Annotated in this window: 16 protein-coding genes; 7 read left to right on the top strand and 9 right to left on the bottom strand. The window is 61.0% G+C overall.

What is annotated here, in order from left to right:
- Positions 1-214: 214 nt before the first annotated feature.
- On the top strand, positions 215-1,063 hold the full coding sequence (locus AC1RQB_RS01570) for a DUF2242 domain-containing protein (RefSeq protein WP_008073096.1): 849 nt from the start codon (positions 215-217) through the stop codon (positions 1,061-1,063).
- Positions 1,064-1,448: 385 nt separating this feature from the next.
- Here AC1RQB_RS01570 and AC1RQB_RS01565 read toward each other — a convergent pair whose 3' ends face one another.
- Both AC1RQB_RS01565 and AC1RQB_RS01560 read right to left on the bottom strand, forming a co-directional pair.
- Positions 1,449-2,489, bottom strand: coding sequence for an AraC family transcriptional regulator (locus AC1RQB_RS01565; RefSeq protein ID WP_207267363.1), 1,041 nt, complete (start codon positions 2,487-2,489; stop codon positions 1,449-1,451).
- 4 nt (positions 2,490-2,493) lie between these two features.
- On the bottom strand, positions 2,494-3,624 hold the full coding sequence (locus AC1RQB_RS01560) for a nitrilase-related carbon-nitrogen hydrolase (protein WP_063343060.1): 1,131 nt from the start codon (positions 3,622-3,624) through the stop codon (positions 2,494-2,496).
- A 208-nt stretch (positions 3,625-3,832) separates the two neighbouring features.
- Here AC1RQB_RS01560 and AC1RQB_RS01555 point away from each other — a divergent pair, with 208 nt between their 5' ends.
- Together AC1RQB_RS01555 and AC1RQB_RS01550 are read left to right on the top strand one after the other, a co-directional pair.
- Entirely contained in the window at positions 3,833-5,872 is a 2,040-nt protein-coding gene (locus AC1RQB_RS01555; protein ID WP_063343061.1) for an NADPH-dependent 2,4-dienoyl-CoA reductase, read from the top strand.
- 189 nt (positions 5,873-6,061) lie between these two features.
- Positions 6,062-6,988 carry a 1-aminocyclopropane-1-carboxylate deaminase/D-cysteine desulfhydrase gene (locus AC1RQB_RS01550; RefSeq protein WP_207267361.1) on the top strand — a complete coding sequence of 309 codons (927 nt, stop codon included), beginning with the start codon at positions 6,062-6,064 and terminating at the stop codon, positions 6,986-6,988.
- A gap of 170 nt (positions 6,989-7,158) precedes the next feature.
- Here AC1RQB_RS01550 and AC1RQB_RS01545 read toward each other — a convergent pair whose 3' ends face one another.
- The 3 genes from AC1RQB_RS01545 to AC1RQB_RS01535 all read right to left on the bottom strand — a co-directional run bounded on the left by AC1RQB_RS01545 (position 7,159) and on the right by AC1RQB_RS01535 (position 9,986).
- Positions 7,159-7,707 (bottom strand): cytochrome b, encoded by a 549-nt coding sequence (locus AC1RQB_RS01545; RefSeq protein WP_063343062.1) that lies wholly within the window; start codon positions 7,705-7,707, stop codon positions 7,159-7,161.
- A 190-nt stretch (positions 7,708-7,897) separates the two neighbouring features.
- The gene (gene phnX / locus AC1RQB_RS01540) at positions 7,898-8,725 is read right to left on the bottom strand and encodes a phosphonoacetaldehyde hydrolase (protein WP_063343063.1); all 828 of its coding nucleotides are present in this window, start codon (positions 8,723-8,725) and stop codon (positions 7,898-7,900) included.
- Between the two features lie 151 nt (positions 8,726-8,876).
- Positions 8,877-9,986, bottom strand: a complete 1,110-nt coding sequence (locus AC1RQB_RS01535; protein ID WP_063343064.1) for a 2-aminoethylphosphonate--pyruvate transaminase — start codon at positions 9,984-9,986, stop codon at positions 8,877-8,879.
- A gap of 113 nt (positions 9,987-10,099) precedes the next feature.
- On the opposite strand from AC1RQB_RS01535, the gene AC1RQB_RS01530 reads away from it, so the two are divergent.
- The gene (locus AC1RQB_RS01530; RefSeq protein WP_063343065.1) at positions 10,100-10,963 is read left to right on the top strand and encodes a LysR substrate-binding domain-containing protein; all 864 of its coding nucleotides are present in this window, start codon (positions 10,100-10,102) and stop codon (positions 10,961-10,963) included.
- 119 nt (positions 10,964-11,082) lie between these two features.
- On the opposite strand, the gene AC1RQB_RS01525 is transcribed toward AC1RQB_RS01530, so the two are convergent.
- Positions 11,083-11,955, bottom strand: coding sequence for a LysR family transcriptional regulator (locus AC1RQB_RS01525; RefSeq protein WP_007903388.1), 873 nt, complete (start codon positions 11,953-11,955; stop codon positions 11,083-11,085).
- Between the two features lie 284 nt (positions 11,956-12,239).
- On the opposite strand from AC1RQB_RS01525, the gene AC1RQB_RS01520 reads away from it, so the two are divergent.
- Both AC1RQB_RS01520 and AC1RQB_RS01515 read left to right on the top strand, forming a co-directional pair.
- Positions 12,240-13,565: an MFS transporter gene (locus tag AC1RQB_RS01520; RefSeq protein WP_063343066.1), complete on the top strand. Its 1,326-nt coding sequence runs from the start codon at positions 12,240-12,242 to the stop codon at positions 13,563-13,565.
- Between the two features lie 10 nt (positions 13,566-13,575).
- Complete coding sequence (locus AC1RQB_RS01515) at positions 13,576-14,967, top strand: FAD-dependent oxidoreductase (protein WP_063343067.1); 1,392 nt, start codon at positions 13,576-13,578, stop codon at positions 14,965-14,967.
- Positions 14,968-14,969: 2 nt separating this feature from the next.
- Here the strand turns inward: AC1RQB_RS01515 and AC1RQB_RS01510 are convergent, their stop codons facing one another.
- Positions 14,970-16,394 (bottom strand): type VI secretion system Vgr family protein, encoded by a 1,425-nt coding sequence (locus AC1RQB_RS01510; RefSeq protein ID WP_063343068.1) that lies wholly within the window; start codon positions 16,392-16,394, stop codon positions 14,970-14,972.
- A 231-nt stretch (positions 16,395-16,625) separates the two neighbouring features.
- Between AC1RQB_RS01510 and AC1RQB_RS01505 the strand changes: the two genes are divergently transcribed.
- Positions 16,626-17,330 carry a YebC/PmpR family DNA-binding transcriptional regulator gene (locus AC1RQB_RS01505; protein ID WP_007903391.1) on the top strand — a complete coding sequence of 235 codons (705 nt, stop codon included), beginning with the start codon at positions 16,626-16,628 and terminating at the stop codon, positions 17,328-17,330.
- 131 nt (positions 17,331-17,461) lie between these two features.
- Here AC1RQB_RS01505 and AC1RQB_RS01500 read toward each other — a convergent pair whose 3' ends face one another.
- Together AC1RQB_RS01500 and zapE are read right to left on the bottom strand one after the other, a co-directional pair.
- Entirely contained in the window at positions 17,462-18,763 is a 1,302-nt protein-coding gene (locus AC1RQB_RS01500) for a leucine-rich repeat-containing protein kinase family protein (RefSeq protein WP_063343069.1), read from the bottom strand.
- 215 nt (positions 18,764-18,978) lie between these two features.
- Positions 18,979-20,109: a cell division protein ZapE gene (gene zapE / locus AC1RQB_RS01495; RefSeq protein WP_063343070.1), complete on the bottom strand. Its 1,131-nt coding sequence runs from the start codon at positions 20,107-20,109 to the stop codon at positions 18,979-18,981.
- Between the last annotated feature and the right edge of the window lie 135 nt (positions 20,110-20,244).

The following is a 20,244-nucleotide window of genomic DNA, read 5'->3' as shown; positions in this document are numbered from 1 at the left end:
TGCGTGACACAAGGACCCCGGCCGAAAGGCTGGGGTTTTTTATGGGTGAAACAAAAATGGCATGAGCTACCCGTCGCCTGCTTATTTACCGCGCGACTTTTTCCTGTCAATGACAGTCAGTAGACTTGTAACTGTTTCAAGACACTAAACGGTGCGACGCTAAGCATCGATCTGTTGCACAATACGCCCCGAACCGTTTTCCTCAGGATGTTCAATGTTTAGATCAATTCCCATGCATGTTGTCGGACTGGCCTTGGTGCTGGTCGCCGCTGCCGGTTGTTCGTCGAAGAAGGCCGCCATCTATGAGCATGAGAACTTCGACGACTCAGGAACGTTTTCGCGCAGCTACCCGGTGACCGATGCGCAGACCTGCGAAGCAGCCCGTCGGGCTTTGCTCAGCCAGGGTTACATCATCACCAGCGCCGATCCGAAGCTGGTCAGTGGTCACAAGAGCTTCCAGCAGACTGGCGAGACCCACATGGAGATCAGCTTCAACGTGGTCTGTGCCGATGACGGCAGCGAAGGGCATCACGCGACCATGTTCGCCAATGCGCTGCAGGACCGTTATGCGCTGAAGAAGACCAATAACTCCGCCAGCCTCGGTGTTGGTGTATTGGGCTCGGTATCGATGCCAATCGGCTCGTCCGACGACTCGATGGTCAAGGTCGCCAGTGAAACCGTGTCCTCGGCCAAGTTCTACGAGCGTTTCTTTGCCCTGGTCGAGTTGTTCCTTCCGCCGGAAGCGAAGAAGGCGGCACACATTACCGAGAAGCCGAAGACTGATCTGGGTGTGCCCGAAGCCAAGGCTGCGCCGGCTCAGTTGGCGCCGACTTCGACCCCGGCGGCAGAACCTGCGCCTGCTCCAGCGCCGGTAGCTGCACCAACCGAAACCGCTCCTGCTGCTTCAGAGCCTGTTGTGCCACCTGCCGAAACAGCGCCGATTACCCCGGCGCAGAGCAGCGAGCCGAGTTCGTCCACCGAAACAGTATCTCCACCGGCGGATTCAAGCACCATGCCGGCACCGACCGAGCCAATTACGGCCATGCCTGTCTCCGGCCAGTAATTGGCCAATGTCATGGGATCGGGTCAGACGACTCCGATCCCGTAACACCTTCCAAGATTGATCCACATCAAATCGAGCTGTATTCCTACAGCTCGTATCGAAAAAAACCTGTGATAAATTCCTGACCACCTGCTACGTTTTATTCAGTAGCGACGTAGTGTAATGCCCGCGTCATTTTTCTTTCATGCGGGCACTTTATGCTCAGGGCGCTGGTCATTTATTCAGACGATTTTTTCAGTAGGCGATGGGGGTTTAATAATGGACGATTATCAAGAAGAACTGCTCGAATACCAGGCGTTTGAACTGGACCCGCTGGAGCCGGCTGAAGACGCTACCGAGCTTTAGGGGGCGCCGCGGGGAAACTTATTGAGAGCGCCCCCTAACCTTACGCGGATTGGCGATGACTGCGGCGAAACTCGCCGGGGGTCTGGCCGTTCCAGCGTTTGAAGGCCCGTTGGAAGGCTTCGGCTGAGGCAAAACCCAGCAGGTAGGCGATTTCCCCGAACGCCAGTTCGGTGTCGCGGATGTAGGTCATGGCGAGGTCGCGGCGTGTGTCGTTGAGAATTGCACGAAACTGCGTGCCTTCCTCGGCGAGTTTGCGACGCAAGGTCCAGGTTGGCAGCTTCAGGCGTGCCGCCACTTCTTCCAGGTCGGGTTCCCGACCACCATTGAGCAACGGCCCCAGTAACTGAGTGATGCGTTCACGCAGGCTGCGGGTGCGTGTCAGTTGCTCCAGTTCCCGTTCACACAGTTGCAGCAGGTGCCGCCAGGTACTCGGGCAGTGTTGCGGGTTGCGCTGGGCGAGGCTCTCCAGGCTCAGGCGCAGTTGATTCTGTTCGGCGCCAAACTGAATCGGACAATCCCCCAGCACGGCGTAGGCCTCACGGTAATCCGGCGCCTGGAATTCGATCTCGATCCGTTCGGCGCGTAGCGGGGCAGGGCTTACGCTGGACAATTGCTGCAACCAGCCGGCGATGATGGAATCCACCACGAAGCGGTTGTAGGCATTGTAGGGACTGATCGAATAGAACCGCAGCCAAGCGCCTTGGGCGTCTTCATGAAAGCTCGATTGGCCGCGATAGTTGGAGCCATACAGCGCTTCAAAGCGAATCAGGCAGCGCGCCGCTTCCCGCACGGTGGGGGCTTGGGCGGCGGTGACTCCGGCCAGGCCTGCCTGGCTCAGACGGCTGAGCTGGCCCATGCGCAAACCCAGTGCCGGGTCGTCAGTCAGTTGAATGGCCCCGTGACCCAGGCGCATGTAGCGCGGGATCGAGAGGCGGGCGCCGGCCTCGGCCAGTCGCGCGGCGTCGAGGCCGTACTGTTCGAGCAGCGGTTGTGGGTCCAGGCCATGGCTGCGCACGGCGTCGGCCAGGCTATGGACGAAGCCCACCGACAAATCCCCGAGGCGCATCGGCTGCGGTTTCATCGGCTTACAGCCAGAGGTTCAGCAAACGCGCGCCCCGGGCATCGCCGTCGGCGAATTGTTGCCCGTTGCTGCTGAGGAAGCTTTGACCGGCGCTGCTCTTGTCCCAGAACTGACCGCGCAGGAACACGCTCATGCCGGCGATGGCCTGGCTGCCGGACGGTTGGGCAATCAGCGTCAACCGATGCCAGGCCTGACCTTCACTGAGTTCGCCAGCCTTGAGACTGACAGAGCTCGGCGTGGACTGGCCTTTGTAGCCGCGCCATGGTTGGTCCCAAGACCCGCGCCCGACGACGAACGCCGGGACCGCCACCAGTTGCGCGCCTTGATCGTCGAGTTTGCGATAGTTTTCCGGATACCAACTGTCGCTGCCGATCAACACGCCCAAGCGTCCGGCCGGTGTGTCGACGACGTTGATCGTGTATTCGGAATTGGCATCGACGGTGTCGTGACCAGCGAAAGTCGGGTGCATTTGCCGCTGCGGCTGGCCGATCGGCAAACCGTCGCGACCGAACACTACGCTGCTGTTGTACAGGGCACCGCGGCCAATCTTCAGGGTGCCATCGCTGACACTCGGCTCGGGCAACACGATGGAACCCGCCACCAGAGTGATGTGGAATTCTTTCGCCAAGCCGCCGAACAGCGCCTGGTAACTCTTGGCCATTTTCTTGGCTTTCATCCGCAAGTGCGCGTCGTCGAGACGATTGCCGCCCTCGGCGCTGATCAGGGCGCGGATGAACTGCAACGGGTTGCTCACCGCCAGCCAGTTCATGGCTTCCTTGAGGGTGGTGGCCTGGTACAACTCGTCTTTCTCGCCGCTGACCATCAGCCAGGTGCCGATATGTTCAGGCAGTACGACGATGGTCTTTTCATTCAGCAGGCCTTGGTCCTGAGCCTTCTGCAAATAAGCCGCGAGCTTGCGGTGCAGGCGTTCGGGGCTTTGATAGTCGGTGGGGAACAGCTCGGGCTGAATACCCAGCAGATTGCCGCGATCGGCGGGAGTGCCCTGATCGACCGCGAGACTGATGCGCAGGTCCGACAGGTAATGACCCACCGGACGGTCCGCGGCCCACATGGCGTAGGTCGTGAGGGCGGCGATCAACGCCATGGAGAAAGTCAGGTACAAAAGTTTGCGCATGGGGAAACAGTCAACGACCGTGTGCAGGGTTCGCGACTAGGGTAGGGCGCATGCCCGCACTTGCCAAGGGGCGCTGCACATTTGGATCAATAAGTTGTCAGTTGCGGTCATTGAGTGACAGCGGTGCGACTCTTAGTCTGTCGAACATGACTGATGGGGCCGAAGAGCTCCTGCATTTTTTCCGTGATCGCTCGTTGTGGAGTTACCGATGGCCGCCGCTCATTACCCGCACCTGTTGGCCCCGCTGGACCTGGGTTTTACCACGTTGCGCAACCGCACCCTGATGGGCTCGATGCACACGGGTCTTGAGGAAAAGCCCGGCGGTTTCGAACGCATGGCCGCGTACTTCGCCGAGCGTGCCCGTGGTGGCGTTGGCCTGATGGTCACCGGCGGTATCGGCCCGAATGATGAGGGCGGGGTTTACTCCGGCGCGGCCAAGCTGACCACCGAGGAAGAGGCGCTCAAGCACCTGATCGTCACCCGGGCAGTGCACGAGGCGGGCGGCAAGATCTGCATGCAGATTCTTCATGCCGGGCGTTATGCCTACAGCCCAAAACAAGTGGCGCCGAGCGCGATTCAGGCGCCGATCAACCCGTTCAAGCCTAAAGAGCTGGACGAGGAGGGCATCGAGAAGCAGATCAGCGACTTCGTCACCTGCTCGACCCTGGCGCAAAAAGCCGAGTACGACGGCGTCGAAATCATGGGCTCCGAAGGTTATTTCATTAACCAGTTCCTCGCGGCCCACACCAACCATCGCACCGACCGTTGGGGCGGCGCTTACGAAAACCGCATGCGCCTGCCGGTAGAAATCGTCCGCCGGGTACGCGAAGCGGTCGGTCCGAACTTCATCATTATCTTCCGCCTGTCGATGCTCGACCTGGTGGAAGGCGGCAGCAGCTGGGAAGAGATCGTGCAATTGGCCAAGGCCATCGAGCAGGCCGGTGCGACGATCATCAACACCGGCATCGGCTGGCACGAAGCGCGGATTCCGACCATCGCCACCAAGGTGCCGCGTGCGGCGTTCAGCAAGGTCACGGCCAAGCTGCGTGGCACGGTGAACATTCCGCTGATCACCACCAACCGCATAAACACCCCGGAAGTCGCCGAGCAGATTCTGGCCGAAGGCGATGCCGACATGGTGTCCATGGCGCGCCCATTCCTCGCCGACCCGGATTTCGTCAACAAGGCTGCGGCCGGTCGTGGCGATGAAATCAACACCTGCATCGGTTGCAACCAGGCATGCCTGGATCACACCTTTGGCGGCAAGTTGACCAGTTGCCTGGTGAACCCGCGGGCCTGCCATGAAACCGAACTCAACTACCTGCCGGTGCAGCAGATCAAGAAAATCGCCGTGGTCGGTGCCGGCCCTGCGGGGCTGTCTGCCGCGACCGTGGCTGCTGAACGTGGTCATCAGGTGACTTTGTTCGATTCGGCCAGCGAAATCGGCGGCCAGTTCAACATCGCCAAGCGCGTGCCGGGCAAAGAAGAGTTCTTCGAAACCCTGCGCTACTTCAACCGCAAATTGCAGACCACCCACGTCGAGCTGTGCCTGAATACCCGTGTCGATGTGGCGAAGCTGGTTGAGGGCGGTTACGACGAAATCATCCTGGCGACAGGTATTGCGCCACGGGTGCCGGCGATTCCGGGCGTCGAACACGCCAAGGTGCTGAGCTACCTGGACGTGATCCTCGAGCGCAAACCGGTGGGTAAGCGCGTCGCGGTGATCGGTGCCGGCGGTATCGGTTTCGACGTGTCGGAATTCCTCGTTCACGAGGGTGTGGCCACCAGTCAGGACCGCGAAGCCTTCTGGAAAGAATGGGGCATCGATACACATCTGGAAGCGCGCGGCGGCGTTGCGGGTATCAAGGCTGAGCCGCATGCACCGGCCCGTGAAGTGTTCCTGCTGCAACGCAAGAAATCCAAGGTCGGCGACGGCCTGGGCAAGACCACTGGCTGGATTCACCGTACGGGTCTTAAGAACAAGCAGGTGCAGATGCTCAACAGCGTCGAGTACCTGAAGATCGACGACGAAGGCCTGCACATCCGCATCGGCGAAAGCGGCGAACCGCAGGTGCTGCCGGTGGACAACATCGTGATCTGCGCCGGACAGGATCCGTTGCGTGAGTTGCAGGACGGCCTGGTCGCGGCGGGGCAGAACGTGCATTTGATCGGCGGCGCGGACGTGGCGGCGGAGCTGGATGCCAAGCGCGCGATCAACCAGGGTTCGCGGTTGGCGGCTGAGTTGTAATACGCATAACTCTGTGGCGAGGGAGCTTGCTCCCGCTGGAGGCCGAAGGACTCCCTCTATCAGCGATGATGTAGTGTCAGGTTAATCAACGTCGCTGATTCTGTGGCTGCTGCGCAGCCAAGCGGGAGCAAGCTCCCTCGCCACAAGTCTGCTGCTAAGATACCGGCTCTTTACCCCGAGCCGGCATCAATGCTTTCCCCTCCAACAGACTGGCTACCCCAAGCCCCCCTCGAACCCCTTCACCTCGACTGGCTCACCACCGCCGGCATCGACGTCGCGATCCTGCGTCTGGACCAGATCGACCCGCTGATCAGCGGTAACAAGTGGTTCAAACTCATCGAACACCTCAAAGCCGCTGACCAGAATGGCGCCCAAGGCATCATCAGCCTGGGCGGTGCCCATTCCAACCATCTCCATGCATTGGCCGCAGCGGGCAAACGCTTCGGTTTCACCACGGTCGGACTGCTGCGCGGGCATCCGCAAGACACCCCGACGGTAAAGGACTTGCAGGCGTTCGGCATGCACTTGCATTGGTTGGGTTATGGCGGTTATCGAGCGCGACATGAACCGGGCTTCTGGCAGCCATGGCGGGAGCAATACCCCGAGCTACATCCTGTACCGGAAGGTGGTGGCGGCTTGCCTGGGGCGAAGGGCTGCGGGCAATTGGTGACTCTGGCCTGCGAGCAATTGAGCGGTCTGGGCTGGAGCCACTACGATGGCTGGTGGCTGGCCTGCGGAACGGGTACCACCTTGGCCGGTCTGGTTCTGGCCGAGGCGGGCGAACATCCGGTGTATGGCGCGCTGGCGGTGCCTGACGACCATGGCGTGGCGCAGCAGGTCGACATAATTGTGCAGGAAGCCGGACTGATCGATCCCGCCTATGAACTGCTGGACGCCAGCCGTGGCGGTTTTGCCAAAGTCGATCCGCCGTTGCTTGCGTTCATCGAGCAGACCGAACAGGTCAGTGGCATTCCTCTCGAGCCGCTGTACACCGGCAAAGCGCTGCTGGCGCTCAAGCAACAAATCGAGGCGGGTAAATTTGCCCGGGGCACGAGGCTGATCTTCATCCATACCGGTGGCTTGCAGGGGCGTCGGGGTTTCAGTTCACAAACCTGAAGGGGCACATTGTACTTTTGTGGAGAGGGGCCAAGAAATTTGAGCGACGATAATCCTGTGGGAGCGTGGTTTGCCCGCGAAGAATGCACCGCGGTTTTCAGGTATTACGCGTCATCGTTCTTCGCGGGCAAGCCACGCTCCCACAGGTTCTGCGTCTTGGCTTACCGAACTCAACCGCGCTTGGGCATCATCCGCAGCAAGGTGTTATCGCGCACCACATAGTGATGATAAAGCCCGGCCACGGCGTGGATTCCGATCAGCCAATAGCCGATCGTCCCGCCGAGCACATGCCAGCCTTCAAGCTGCTTGGCCAGCGGTTTGTTCTCTTCGATCAGCAACGGCAGATCGAAGCCATAGAACATCACCTGATGCCCCTCGGCGCTGGTAATCAGCCAGCCCAGAATCGGCATGGTGATCATGAAAATATACAACGCCCAATGCATCAGTTTGGCGAGCAGGGTTTGCCAGCGAGGCGAGGCGGGAAAGATCTGCGGTGCTGGCCCCAGGCTGCGGGCGAACAGCCGCAACCAGACCAGCACGAACACCGTCAGGCCGAGCATGAAGTGCGCTTCCTTGATCAGCGTCCGGCCGCCACTGCCTTTGGGGAATATCCCGCGCAATTCGATGCAGGCGTAAACCACGATTAGCAGTACCAGCATCAACCAGTGCAGCGCGATTGATACGGTGCTGTAGCGTGATTCGGAATTCTTCCAGGGCATACGGTGTTTCCTCACAGGTCTGGTCTGAAGTCACCGTTCTTGTTCGACGGCGTGGGTTAACTGTAATCCTGTTTGGTGGGTTTGCCTGAGGCGAAGGGGCTGTTCAATGCTCTGAATCAAGTAATCGACCACAAAAAAGCGCCAGTTCCGTTAAAGGAGCTGGCGCTTTTTTATGAAACGAGAGGCGCAATCACTCGGTTTGCGGCATCTCGCCCTTGGCCAGGCGCTTGTTGATGTCGGCGATCACCTCGGGCAGATCGGTGATGGTGTCGATCATGTAGTGCGGCCGCGAGCCTTCGAACATGGCGTGAATGCGCTTGCGTTCGCTGGCCAGTTTATCGCTGCTCAGGGCGCGATAGCCTTCGTAGTCCAGACCCAGCGCGTTGCCGGAGCAGATCAATGCCACGGTCCACATGCCGGCGCGGCGACCTTCGAGAATGCCCGGCACCGTGTCGTCGATCTTCACGCAGGCCGCGACGTCGTCGATGCCCAGGGCAATCACGTTGGCCAGTGCCTGAGCCGGCCATGGGCGGCCGTTGGGCACTTCGTCGGTGGCGACCACGTGATCGGCGACGTAACCGTTGGTGGCGGCCAGTTCGACGACTTTGTCCATGACCTGTTTCGGGTAGCCGGAGCACGAACCGATCTTGATCCCTTGCTGGCGCAGGTTGGCGATGGTGTCCAGGGCGCCCGGAATCAGGGCCGAGTGTTCGGCGATTTTTTCGATTTGCAGCGGCATGAAGCGCTTGTAAATGGCGGTGACGTCATCGTCGGTCGGGGTGCGACCGAACACGTTGCGGTAACGCTCGGCGACTTGCGGCTGATCGCACAGGGTACGAATGTGGTCCCACTTGCCCATGCCCATCGGCCCGCGGGCTTCTTCGATGGACACCTGGACGTCGAACTCGGCGAAGGCTTCGACGAAAATCTGCGTCGGGGCGAAGGAGCCGAAGTCGACGACAGTGCCGGCCCAGTCGAGGATGGCGGCTTGGAGTTTGGTTGGGTTGGTGTAGTTCATGGCAAATAAATCCTATGAGAACGAGATATTCGAGATTCGATGTACCTGTGGGAGCGGGCTTGCCCGCGATGAGGCCTTGTCAGTCGACATCAATGGTGAATGTCAGACCGCTATCGCGGGCAAGCCCGCTCCCACAGGGATTGGTGGTGAATCAGATTTCGAGTACTTCCATCTCGCGTAGCACGTCGGCGACCGCCGCCACTGCCGCGTGCATTTCGGCCTGGTTGACGTGGCCGATGCAGCCGACGCGGAAGGTTTCGACCTGGGTCAGTTTGCCGGGGTAGAGGATGAAACCCTTGGCCTTGACCCGTTCGTAGAATTCCTTGAACTGATAGCGCGGGTCTTTCGGCGCGTGGAAGGTGACGATGATCGGCGCCTGGATCGCGGCCGGAAGGAAGCTGCGCAGCCCCAGTTTGGCCATGTCATCGAGCAGCACCTGGCAGTTATTGGCGTAGCGCTGATGCCGTGCGGGCAAGCCGCCTTCTTCGTTGTATTGCAGCAGCGCTTCGTGCAGCGCCGCGACCACATGGGTCGGCGGGGTGAAGCGCCATTGCCCGGTCTTGGCCATGTAGGTGTGCTGGTCGAACAAGTCCATCGCCAGTGAGTGCGAGTTACCGGCGGCATTGGCCAGCGCTTCTTTGCGTGCGAAGACGAAACCCATCCCCGGCACACCCTCCAGGCATTTGCCCGAGGCGGCGATCAGTGCGTCGAATGGCACGTCTTGGGCGTCGATCGGCAGGGCGCCAAACGAGCTCATGGCGTCGATGATCAGGCGTTTGCCGTGTTGCTCGATAACGTGGGCGATGTCCGCCAGCGGGTTGAGGATGCCGGTGCTGGTTTCGCAGTGAATCAGCGCGACGTGGGTGATGCTGGCATCGGCGCGCAGCAGACGGTCGACGTCGGCGGCGGTGGTTGGTTCGTCTTCGGCGGTTTCGAAGGTGCTGAATGAACGGCCGAGCACTTCACAGATTTTCGCCAGGCGTTTGCCGTAGGCGCCGTTGATCAGCACCAGAACTTTACCGTTCCGAGGCACCAGTGTGCCGATGGCCGCCTCGACCGCGAACGTGCCGCTGCCTTGTAACGGCACGCAGTGATGGCTGTCGCCGCCGTTGATGATCGTTAGCAGTTGTTCGCAGAGGCTGGCGGTCAGTTGGTTGAAGCGGTCATCCCATGAGCCCCAGTCGACCATCATTGCCTGACGGGTGCGGCTCGATGTGGTCAGTGGGCCAGGGGTGAGCAGGATGGGCTCGGCAGTACTCATTCTTGTGTCCTCGCAAAAGCTCAGTGGGATGAAGCTACGGGACATAAATTGCAATTCGGTGAGCTATCAATCAAATTGTTTGTTGTTATGCTAGCCATCAGTAAGGGTTATTCATGAATCTGTTCCAGCTACGCGCCTTCGACGCCGTGGCCCGCGAGGGTAGCTTCACCCGTGCCGCCGAGCGGCTGTTCATCAGTCAACCGGCCGTCACCGGGCACATCAAGGCGCTGGAGGAGCACTACCAGATCACTTTGTTGCGACGTACCGCGCGGCGTGTCGAGCTGACGGAAGAGGGCACCAAACTGGCAGCAATCACCCGGGCGATGTTCGGCCTGGCTGAAGAAGCGCAGGTGATGCTGGAGGCCAACCGGCAGCTGCTGACCGGGCGCCTGGAAGTGGCGGCGGACGGGCCGCACATGGTCATGCCGATGCTCGCCAGTTTGCGTGCGCGTTATCCGGGGATCACCGTGAACTTGCGGTTGGGCAATGCCCAGGAAACATTGGCAGCGTTGCTGTCGGAACATGCCGACGTGGCGGTGCTGACCGAGGTCGAGCCGCGCAAGGGGCTACACTTGCAAGCGTTGAGCGAGTCGAGGATTTGCGCGTTGGTGCCCGCTGCGCATCCGTGGGCGCAGCAGTCGAAAGGGGTGCAGCTCAAGGAGCTGGACCAGGTGATCATGGTCTTGCGTGAGCCGAGTTCGATTACCCGACGCACGTTCGACGAGGCGTGCGCACAGGCCAGGGTCAATCCACGGGTGTTGCTGGAACTGGACAGTCGCGAGGCGGTGACCGAGGCGGTGGCCGCAGAACTGGGCGTGGGTGTGGTGTCGTCTGTGGAAGTCAGCCACGACCCGCGAGTGGCGGCGGTGCCGATTATTGGCGAGGGGTTGGTCAATCGGCACATGATCGGGTGCATGGAGCGGCGGCGGGATTTGCGCTTGATCCAGGCGTTTTTTGGGTTGGCGCCTGGCAGATAGACCGGGGTGCGGCTATCGCGGGCAAGCCACGCTCCCACAGGTTTTGCGTCGTACACAAGGTATGCGGCCAGCACAAATCCCTGTGGGAGCGGGCTTGCTCGCGAAGAGGCCGGGCCTGCCTACACAAGACTCTCGCGAACCATCTCCAGAAACGTCGCCACCACTCGCCGCGAACTCTGTTCGCGCAAGCACACCAGCGTCTCCGTCAGCCGCCGTGTGCAATCGGTAATCGGTAACGCGCATACCCGCGAATCCGCGCCGAACTCAGCGGCCGACACCACCCCCACGCCAATCCCGACCACCACCGCCTCGCGCGCCGCTTCCCGGCCTTCGACTTCAATCGCCGGGCGGATGCGAAACCCGGCGCGGGCCATTTCTTCTTCCAGGGTCTGGCGGGTCACCGAACCGATTTCCCGCAGCACCAGCGGCGTGTCGTCCAGATCTGCCAGGCAGATGGACTCGCGATCGGCCCACGGATGATGACGCGAAACGAACGCCACCATCGGGTCATTGCGCAGCGGCAACGAGAGCAAACGATCGTCGCTGACATCGCGCCCCAGCAAGGCCAGATCGGCCTGGTAGTTGAACAGCCGAAACAGTGATTCGTCGGTGTTGCCGGTTTCGATCTTCACGCTGATGCCGGGGTAGCGCTCGCAGAACCGCGCGATTTGCGGCAGCACATGCACCGGTGCATCCACCGCCAGAATCAGGCTGCCGGTCTGCAGCGCCTGTGACGCGTGAAGCAACTCCTGCGCCTCGGCTTCGATGACGAACAGTCGCTGGGTGATGCTCAACAGACGTTCGCCCAGATCGGTCAGGCGCACCGAGCGTTTATTGCGGTGGAACAGCAACACACCAAAACGCTCTTCGAGTTTGCGCACTTGGTCGGAAATCGCCGGTTGCGTCAGAAACAGCCTCTCGGCGGCTTTGGTAAAGCTTCCGTGGACCGCGACGGCGTGAAAGGCTTTGAGCTGGGCGTGGGACACCGACATCGAACTCTCCAGTAACGAGCTTGGCCAGTAACAAGCTGAGCTTATATTTGAAATACGATAAATCGATTTCACTTATTAGTCAGTTATTGTTTTTATCGCCTCAACCCCGGTGACTGCTCAGTCGAACAGCATCGGCGGCCATGAGCCTGTGCGTGCAATCAGCAGGACTCATCTGACCGGTATCGCCTCAGGGAACAGGCGATACCGCAGTGCTCAACAATAAAAAACACAGGCGTTTTCTTCCAATTCTGCCGGCACACTCACACCCTGAGGTCAGAACCACAATGAACAATCCCATCGGTACCATCAAGCGTTGGCGCGTGCAGATTTTCGCCATCACCTGGCTCGCGTATGCCGCGTTCTACTTCACCCGCAAAGCGTTTTCCGTGGCCAAACTGGGGATCGCCGAAGACCCCACCTTCACCCTCGATAAAATGGCCATGGCCAACCTCGATGCCATCTACCTGGCGGCGTACGCCATCGGGCAATTCACTTGGGGCATCCTGGCCGACCGCTTCGGGCCACGGGTCGTGGTGCTCGGCGGATTGCTGATTTCCGCGGTGGCCGCCTTGGTGATGGGCAGCTTTGCCACGTTGCCGATTTTCGCCACTTGCATGCTGATTCAAGGGCTGGCGCAGTCCACCGGATGGTCGGGGCTGTGCAAGAACATTGGCAGTTTCTTTCCCGCCGAGCAGCGTGGGCGGGTATTGGGTTTATGGAGCTCCTGCTACGCCTTTGGCGGGCTGGTGGCCTCGCCGTTTGCGGGTTGGTGGGCGTATACGCTGATCGGCACCTGGCACGCGGCGTTCATTTCCAGTGCGGCGGTGGTTGGGCTGGTCGCCGTGCTGTTTTTTATTTTTCAACGTAACAAACCCGAAGACGTTGGCTTGCCGGCGGTGGAGCCGGAACCGGAATTAACCGCCGAAGAGGCGCACGCTCAAAGCAAGATCAGCGTTCTGGAGCCGCTGCGGGAAATCCTGCGCAACCGCACGGTGTTGGTGCTGGGGCTGGCGTACTTTCTGTTGAAACCGGCGCGCTACGCGATCCTGTTGTGGGGGCCGGTGATCGTCTTCGAGCAAATGCCGACGGTGGGCAAGGTCGGCGCGGCGATCATTCCTACTGCGTTCGAACTGGCCGGGCTGCTCGGGCCGATTCTGCTGGGGCTGGCCTCGGACAAACTGTTTGGTGCCCGCCGCATGCCGGCCTGTGTGCTGAGTCTGTTGGCGCTCACGGTTTCCCTGGCGCTGTTCATGGGCGCTTTGCATACCGGCAGTGTCTTGCTGGTGGTGGCACTGCTGTTCGTCATGGGCCTGACCCTGTACGGACCGGACTCGATGATCAGCGGCGCGGCGGCGATCGATTTCGGCACCGCCAAGGCCGGTGCCACGGCAGCGGGATTCGTCAACGGTTGCGGCTCGGTCGGGGCGATTCTCGGCGGGCTGCTGCCGGGTTACTTCGACTCGGTCACGGTATTCATCGTCTTTGCCGGCTGCGCGTTGTTCTCGTCGCTGGTGCTGATTCCCCACTGGAACAGTCGCCCGGCGGGTCTGCGTGCCGAAAGAGCCTTTGTGCCTAACCAACCGATGACCGTAAAACCCCTGCGTACATAAGGATTACCCCATGAGACCTTTCTGGCTGGAACAGGCGCTGGCGGCCGAGACCTGCGCGCCGTGCGAACCTTTATCCGGTGATACCCGCGCCGACGTCTGCATTGTCGGTGGCGGCTATACCGGGCTATGGACCGCAATCATGCTCAAGCAGCAGAGTCCCGAACTGGACGTGCTGTTGATCGAAGCGGACATCTGCGGTGCCGGTGCCAGTGGTCGCAACGGCGGTTGTGCGCTGTCGTGGTCGGCCAAGTATTTCACCCTGGAACGGCTGTTCGGCGTCGAGGAGGCGGTGCGGCTGGTCAAGGAATCTGAACGCAGCATCCACGCCATTGGCGCATTCTGCGAACAGTACGCGGTGGACGCCGATTACCGTCTCGACGGCACGCTCTACACCGCCACCAACCGCGCCCAATGCGGCTCGACCGACGCGGTGATTGCGGCGCTGGAGCGCAACGGCATCAATTCTTTCACCCAGCGACCACTGGCGGAAGTACAGCGTATGGCCGGTTCCAGCAAACACCTGGAGGGCTGGTTTTCCCCGGCTGCTGCGAGTGTTCAGCCGGGCAAACTGGTGCGCGGCTTGCGTCGCGTAGCCTTGCAGCTTGGGGTGAGGATTCATGAAAACACTGCGATGACCGGCTTGGTAGAGGGCAAGCCTGCGGGAGTTAAAACCCCTAACGGCACGATCCGCGCCGACCGGGTGGTGCTGGCGATGAATGCCTGGATGGCCCGGGCATTTCCACAGTTCGAACGCAGTGTGGCGATTGTTTCCAGCGACATGCTGATTACCGAACCGCGGCCGGATTTACTCAACGAGATCGGTTTGACCAGCGGCGTGACGGTGCTCGATTCGCGGATTTTTGTGCACTACTACCACAACACCCCGGATGGTCGAATCATGCTCGGCAAGGGTGGCAATACCTTCGCCTACGGTGGGCGAATGCTGCCGGTGTTCGATCAGCCATCGCCCTATGCCGGCGTGTTGCAGCACAGCCTGAGCGAATTCTTCCCGGCGTTCGCCAAGGTCAAGGTCGAGGCTACCTGGAACGGGCCGTCGGATCGTTCCGTCACCGGTTTACCGTTCTTCGGCCAGATGAGCGCCAGCGGCAATGTGTTCTACGGTTTCGGTTACTCCGGCAGCGGGGTCGGGCCTTGCCATATGGGCGGACAGATTCTCGCCTCGATGGTGCTGGGGCTGGACAACGCCTGGACCCGTTCGCCGTTGGTGAATGGCCCGCTGGGCTTTTTTCCGCCGGAGCCGATCCGCTACCTCGGCTCATTGATGGTGCGCAACGCCATCCGCCGCAAGGAGCGCGCCGAGGATCACGGGCGCCGGCCACGGCACCTCGACGTGCGCCTGGCCAAGTTTGCCGCGGCGGCGGGCAAGGCCGACAAGGGTTGAACTCAAGGTGCGAGATCCGAGCGGTTGACCAGCCAATCGAGCAGTAGACGGCCATCGCGGCGTGGCTCGGAAGCAGGCCGGGAAGGCTTTGGATGGCCCATGCCGGCACACAGCACTGGCCGGTCCGGATCGCTGTCGAGAAAACTGATCAGCACGTCGGTGCCGGCCGTGGGCAGCCTGGCCGGATCGATCCGACCGTCTGGTGCTGCGAGGGCGATCGGTAGCCAGAGACCGACGGACTCATCCGCCTCGAACGCCGGCGTCGGCCATAGCCTGACCTGTATCCGGCCTTGATCATCGAGTGCCGCCGGTTGCCCGGCGGGGCCGAGTACCCGGGCGATCTGATAGCCCGGGATGCTCGGCTTGATCTGTTCAAGCGCCGGCCTGAAGACCGTTGACCAGGGAATGGCCGTGAACTGATTGCTATAGCGCCGGGCACTGCCGGGCTGATCCTCGGCGAGAATCGAGGGCTGCTGCCCCTGGTGCCGGATATCGGTGAGCAACCACTGATCGTTGAAACTCGAGAGCGGATGCTGCGCCACTTGCAGGATCCGTCCACTGCGCAGTTCGCTTTGGTTGCTTTGGCCGTGGATCTGCCGTTGCGGGCAACGCAGGCGTTCCAGCCGTCGGCGGCTGAGCTGGTCGTGATGAAGCTGTGCAGGTGCAGGGCGTGCCGTGACCGGGCCCGTTCTGGCGAGCATGTGATTGGCCGCTCCATCGCCGACCACCGGCGCGCCGCGGTTTCTGGCTTCCCATCGTGCCGGGGCGGGGACCGGCTCATGGCGCTGGAACAGTTCGCTGATTACCGGCAACACGGCGTCGCTGAATGGGTCGTCCTGGAACGGCATCAGCAGTGGCTCCTGGGGGAAACTCAAGCTGTCATCGGCCAGCACCAGTACGTGTCCATCGGGCTGATGTTCGAAGTGATAGTGGATGCCTTCTTCCTCACACAGCCGCTGCAGGAAGGCCAGATCGCTCTCATCGTACTGAATGCAAAAAGGCCGGGGCGGGTAGCAGCCGTTTGCCAGTTCGAAACGATAACTGTGCTCGGGCAACTGATGCTCCTCCAGCAACTGGCGCACGATCGCGGGGACGCTGAGACGATGAAACACCCGACGCAAACTGTGTCGATCCAAGTGTTGCAGATGGGGCGTCAGCACCAGGGAATAGCCGACCCGGTGCGGGCCGCGATGTTCGCGACTGACGCTGTGGATCACGCCGTGAATGCCTTGGTCATCCGCCAGCCGCAAAAACGCCGGTTGTTGCAGACATTGGTCGAGGTGCATCGCCGGTGCGAGGCCGATCACGTCGATGTCGAATCGATAGGGCTGGTTGAGACCTTCACGGCCGCTGAACTGCAACACCTGCAGACTCAAACCGCCGTCGAGCAGTGTCAGGGTAAAGGGGCTTTCCTTGTCGTTGTGCATCGAACGCGCTTCTGCCAGGGAGGATGGGCGCAGAGGGTACGAAACCACAGCCCTGAAGCGTCACCGCAAATCGACTTTTCAGAATCGCCCTACAAACACTGGTGAAGATGTCGATTCGTCGCAGGGTGAAGATCTTGGAATTTTTGGTCGATTGGCGTCTTTAGGCCGTATAAACTTGCGCAACGCGTCGGCCAATAGATGTCTCGGCGCCACAGATCAAGAGAGTGAGTAATGGGCGCACAGTGGAAGGTTAAACACAAAGAAGCGGCAGCCAACGCCAAAGGCAAGATCTTCGGCAAACTGGTGAAAGAAATCACCATCGCTGCCCGCAACGGTGCCGATACCACCACCAACGCACACCTGCGTCTGGTGGTCGAACAGGCGAAAAAAGCCTCGATGCCCCGCGAAACCCTGGAACGCGCGATCAAGAAAGGCTCCGGCCAGCTCGGCGAAACCGTGCAATACCATCGCGTGACGTATGAAGGGTTCGCACCGCATCAAGTGCCGCTGATCGTTGAATGCGTGACTGACAACATCAACCGCACCGTCGCTGAAATCCGCGTCGCGTTCCGTAAGGGCCAGTTGGGCGCTTCCGGTTCGGTGGCCTGGGACTTCAACCACGTCGGCATGATCGAGGCGTCCCCGGACAGCCCTGACGCCGACCCGGAAATGGCTGCGATCGAAGCCGGTGCCCAGGATTTCGAACCGGGTGAAGACGGCGCGACGCTGTTCCTGACCGAACCTGCGGACCTGGATGCGGTACAGAAAGCGCTGCCAGAGCAGGGTTTCACCGTGTTGTCGGCCAAGTTGGGCTACCAGCCGAAGAACCCGGTCAGTGGCCTGAGCGATGAGCAGATGGCTGAAGTCGAAGCGTTCCTCGAAGGCCTCGATAACCACGATGACGTGCAGGATATGTTTGTCGGGTTGGCGGGTTAAGTCTGTGTGTCATTGACGGCTTTTGTTGCCTGGCAGGCCGTCTTCGCGAGCAAGCCCGCTCCCACATTCGATCTGTGGCGTTCACAAATCCTATGTGGGAGCGGGCTTGCTCGCGAATGACCGCGCAGCGGTCACCGTCCCTTCAATTCCCGCACAACCTCGCTGAACCCCGGCCGTGCCAGCACATCCGGCTGACAGCAGCGCTGCTGCAATGCCTCTAACGACTCCCGCCTTTCATCACTCAACCCCGAGTCGATCCGCGCCAGCAATTCCCCCAGCAGCACCCCGAATGCCCGCACTTCGATCCGTTGCAGCGCGCGGCTTTCAAGGCTGTCCGAGGTGGCATGGAAAGACGCCGCGCCAAAGTCGCCCAACAGGCAATCGCCGTGCTCGTTCCACATGATGTTGTGACCATAGAGGTCGCCGTGGGTGATGCCTTGGCGGTGCAAATGTTCAGCCACTGAAGCAATGCCATTGGCGATGCGCAGCGCCACGCTGGCGCTGAACCGGGTGTCGTCGGCGTAGACGTCGCGGGTGCAGGACGCCAGGCTCGGCAGCCCGGCCAGGTTGCGGTAACTCGGATCGATCAGTTGCATCACCAGTCCGGCCGTTTGCTGGGGGTGATCGACAATTCGGCCCTCGACCCGGATCAGGTTGGGGTGGATGCCGGCGGTGATGCACGCATTCATTTCGTGCAACGGCGAGCCATCGCTGGTCATTTCGCCTTTGTAGAGCTTCACCGCGACCTGTTTCGTCTGCTCCCACAACGCCTGATGAATAACCCCCGACGCGCCTTCGCCGAGTTTCTTCTCAAGGTTCAACCCCGACCAGGGAATGCTTGCCGTGGCTTCAAGCGCAGCCGCGTCGGCTTCGGTTTCCAGCGGGTTACCGGCGTACGCCAGCCAGGTCAGGCTCGGCAGGGTCAGCAGCCACTCGGGAAGCTCGGTGAGCTGATTGGCGGCGATGCGGATCAGTTCGAGTTGATGACAGTGCCGCAGGCTTTCGGGCAAATGCTGTAACCGGTTGCCGGCGAGCATGAGTTTTTGCAGGTGCGGGCATTCACCCAGTTCGGTCGGCAGCTCCGTGATGCAGTTATCGGTGAGGATCAGCCAGCGCAACAGCGGCGGCAGGGCGGCGCCCGGCACGTTTTCGATGGCGTTGGCCTTGAAGCCGATCATCGTCAGCGCGGTGCACTGGCCAAGGCAAGCGGGCAGTTCGGTGAACTGATTGTCCGAGCAGAACAGCACGCGTAAACGGGTCAGGCGATGCAGGTCGTCCGGCAGGCTGCGCAAGGCGTTGCCGCTGAGGTTGAGCACTTCCAGGGAGTCCGCCAGGTCGAAGATTTCCTGGGGGAACTCGGTCAGGCCGCAGGACAGATCCAGACGGGTGATGCCCGACAGTTGGCCGGCGCGCAGTTGGGCGAGGGTATCCATGGGCAGGTTCGCTATTGATCAGGAGGAGGGCGTGGGGGCCTGGAAATGGGCGACATGATAGCGGGAAAGTTGGGGTGGCTGTCAGGCCGCCTTCGCGAGCAAGCCCGCTCCCACATTTGATCTCCAGTGGCTACAAAATCCGCGAACAATGGAGATCCAATGTGGGAGCGGGCTTGCTCGCGAAGGGGCCGGCAGCCCAAACCCAATCTCCTCGGTCAAGCCAGATCCCTCACCTCCACCAACTGCCCCAACCGGCTGCGCGTGCGCGCCAGGTCGATAGCATCGCCACCCAGGCTTTCGCGCAATGACTGGTGACCGAGCAGAATCAGGTGCTTGTCCTGGTCGTACAAGACGTCGATCAGGTTGATGAAACGCTGCTGGGCGGCGATTGAACAGTCGGCGAGGCTGGGCAGTTTGTCGATGATCCAGCGGTCGAACCGTCGGCACAGTTCCAGGTAGTCCATGACCGCGGTGGGGTGTTCGCACAGGTCGGCGAAGGTGAAGCCGACGCTTCGCCCTTCACAGTATCGGGCTTGAAGGTGCCGTGTCCCGACGGGCAGCTGGATGGCCGGTGCCTCGTGTTCGAGCAGCTGCAACACCTGACGCTGGGCCGCCGTGGCCGGCCAGACGTACTGGCCTTGGGTGAACAGCTGCTGTGCGTGGGGGCGCGCCTGACTGCGGTAATCATGCGGGCCGCCGACTTCCATCACCTGCATGCGCGCGTTGACCAGATCGATTACCGGTTTGAAACGGGCGTGGTAAAGCGGGTTGGGCAGCAAACCTTCCGGCGGGTAGTTGGAGGTCACCAGCAGCACAATCCCCCGGCGAAACAGCGCCTTGAACAGCCGCGTGATGAGCATCGCATCGCCGATGTCATGCACGTGGAATTCATCGAAACACAGCACCCGGCAATCTTGCAGCAGTTCGTCGAGGGTGACCGCCAGCGCATCGGGCTGATCGCGATGGATGAACATGCCCTGGTGCAGTTGCGCAAAAAACTCATGGAAGTGCAGGCGTTGTTTTTCCGCGATGGGGATGGCCTGGAAAAAACCGTCGAGCAACCAGCTCTTGCCGCGCCCGACTGCACCATAGAGGTAAAGACCGGGGAGTGTCGGCGCTGATGTGCCCAGCAGCGCCGAAGCGTGCTGCGCCATGCAGTCGATCACTCGTTGCTGGCTATGGCTGAGGGTGTAGCCCTGGTTATGGGCCTTGCGGTGGAAGTAGTCGTGGATCACCCGGCCCTGCGCGCCGCCACTGACCGGCGCCGCAAATGCCTTGCCGAAGAAACGGCGTAGCGCGGGCCAGCGTGGTGTAAGTCGCGGACGGTTGGGTGGTCGAATGGCCACTGTGAAGTCACCCCGTAGTCTTAAGGCCGCTCCCAAACTGCGGCGGCGTAGTTTAACCAAATGGGGAATTTGCCTTCCACTGGTGTTGGTGAAGCTACTGTGGTGAGGGTGGGGTTGTGGCGAGGGAGCTTGCTC

Source organism: Pseudomonas sp. GW822-FHT02E03, from assembly GCF_058802325.1.
The sequence above is the reverse complement of the archived record's forward strand: the minus strand, read 5'-3'. Positions and strand labels throughout refer to the sequence as shown.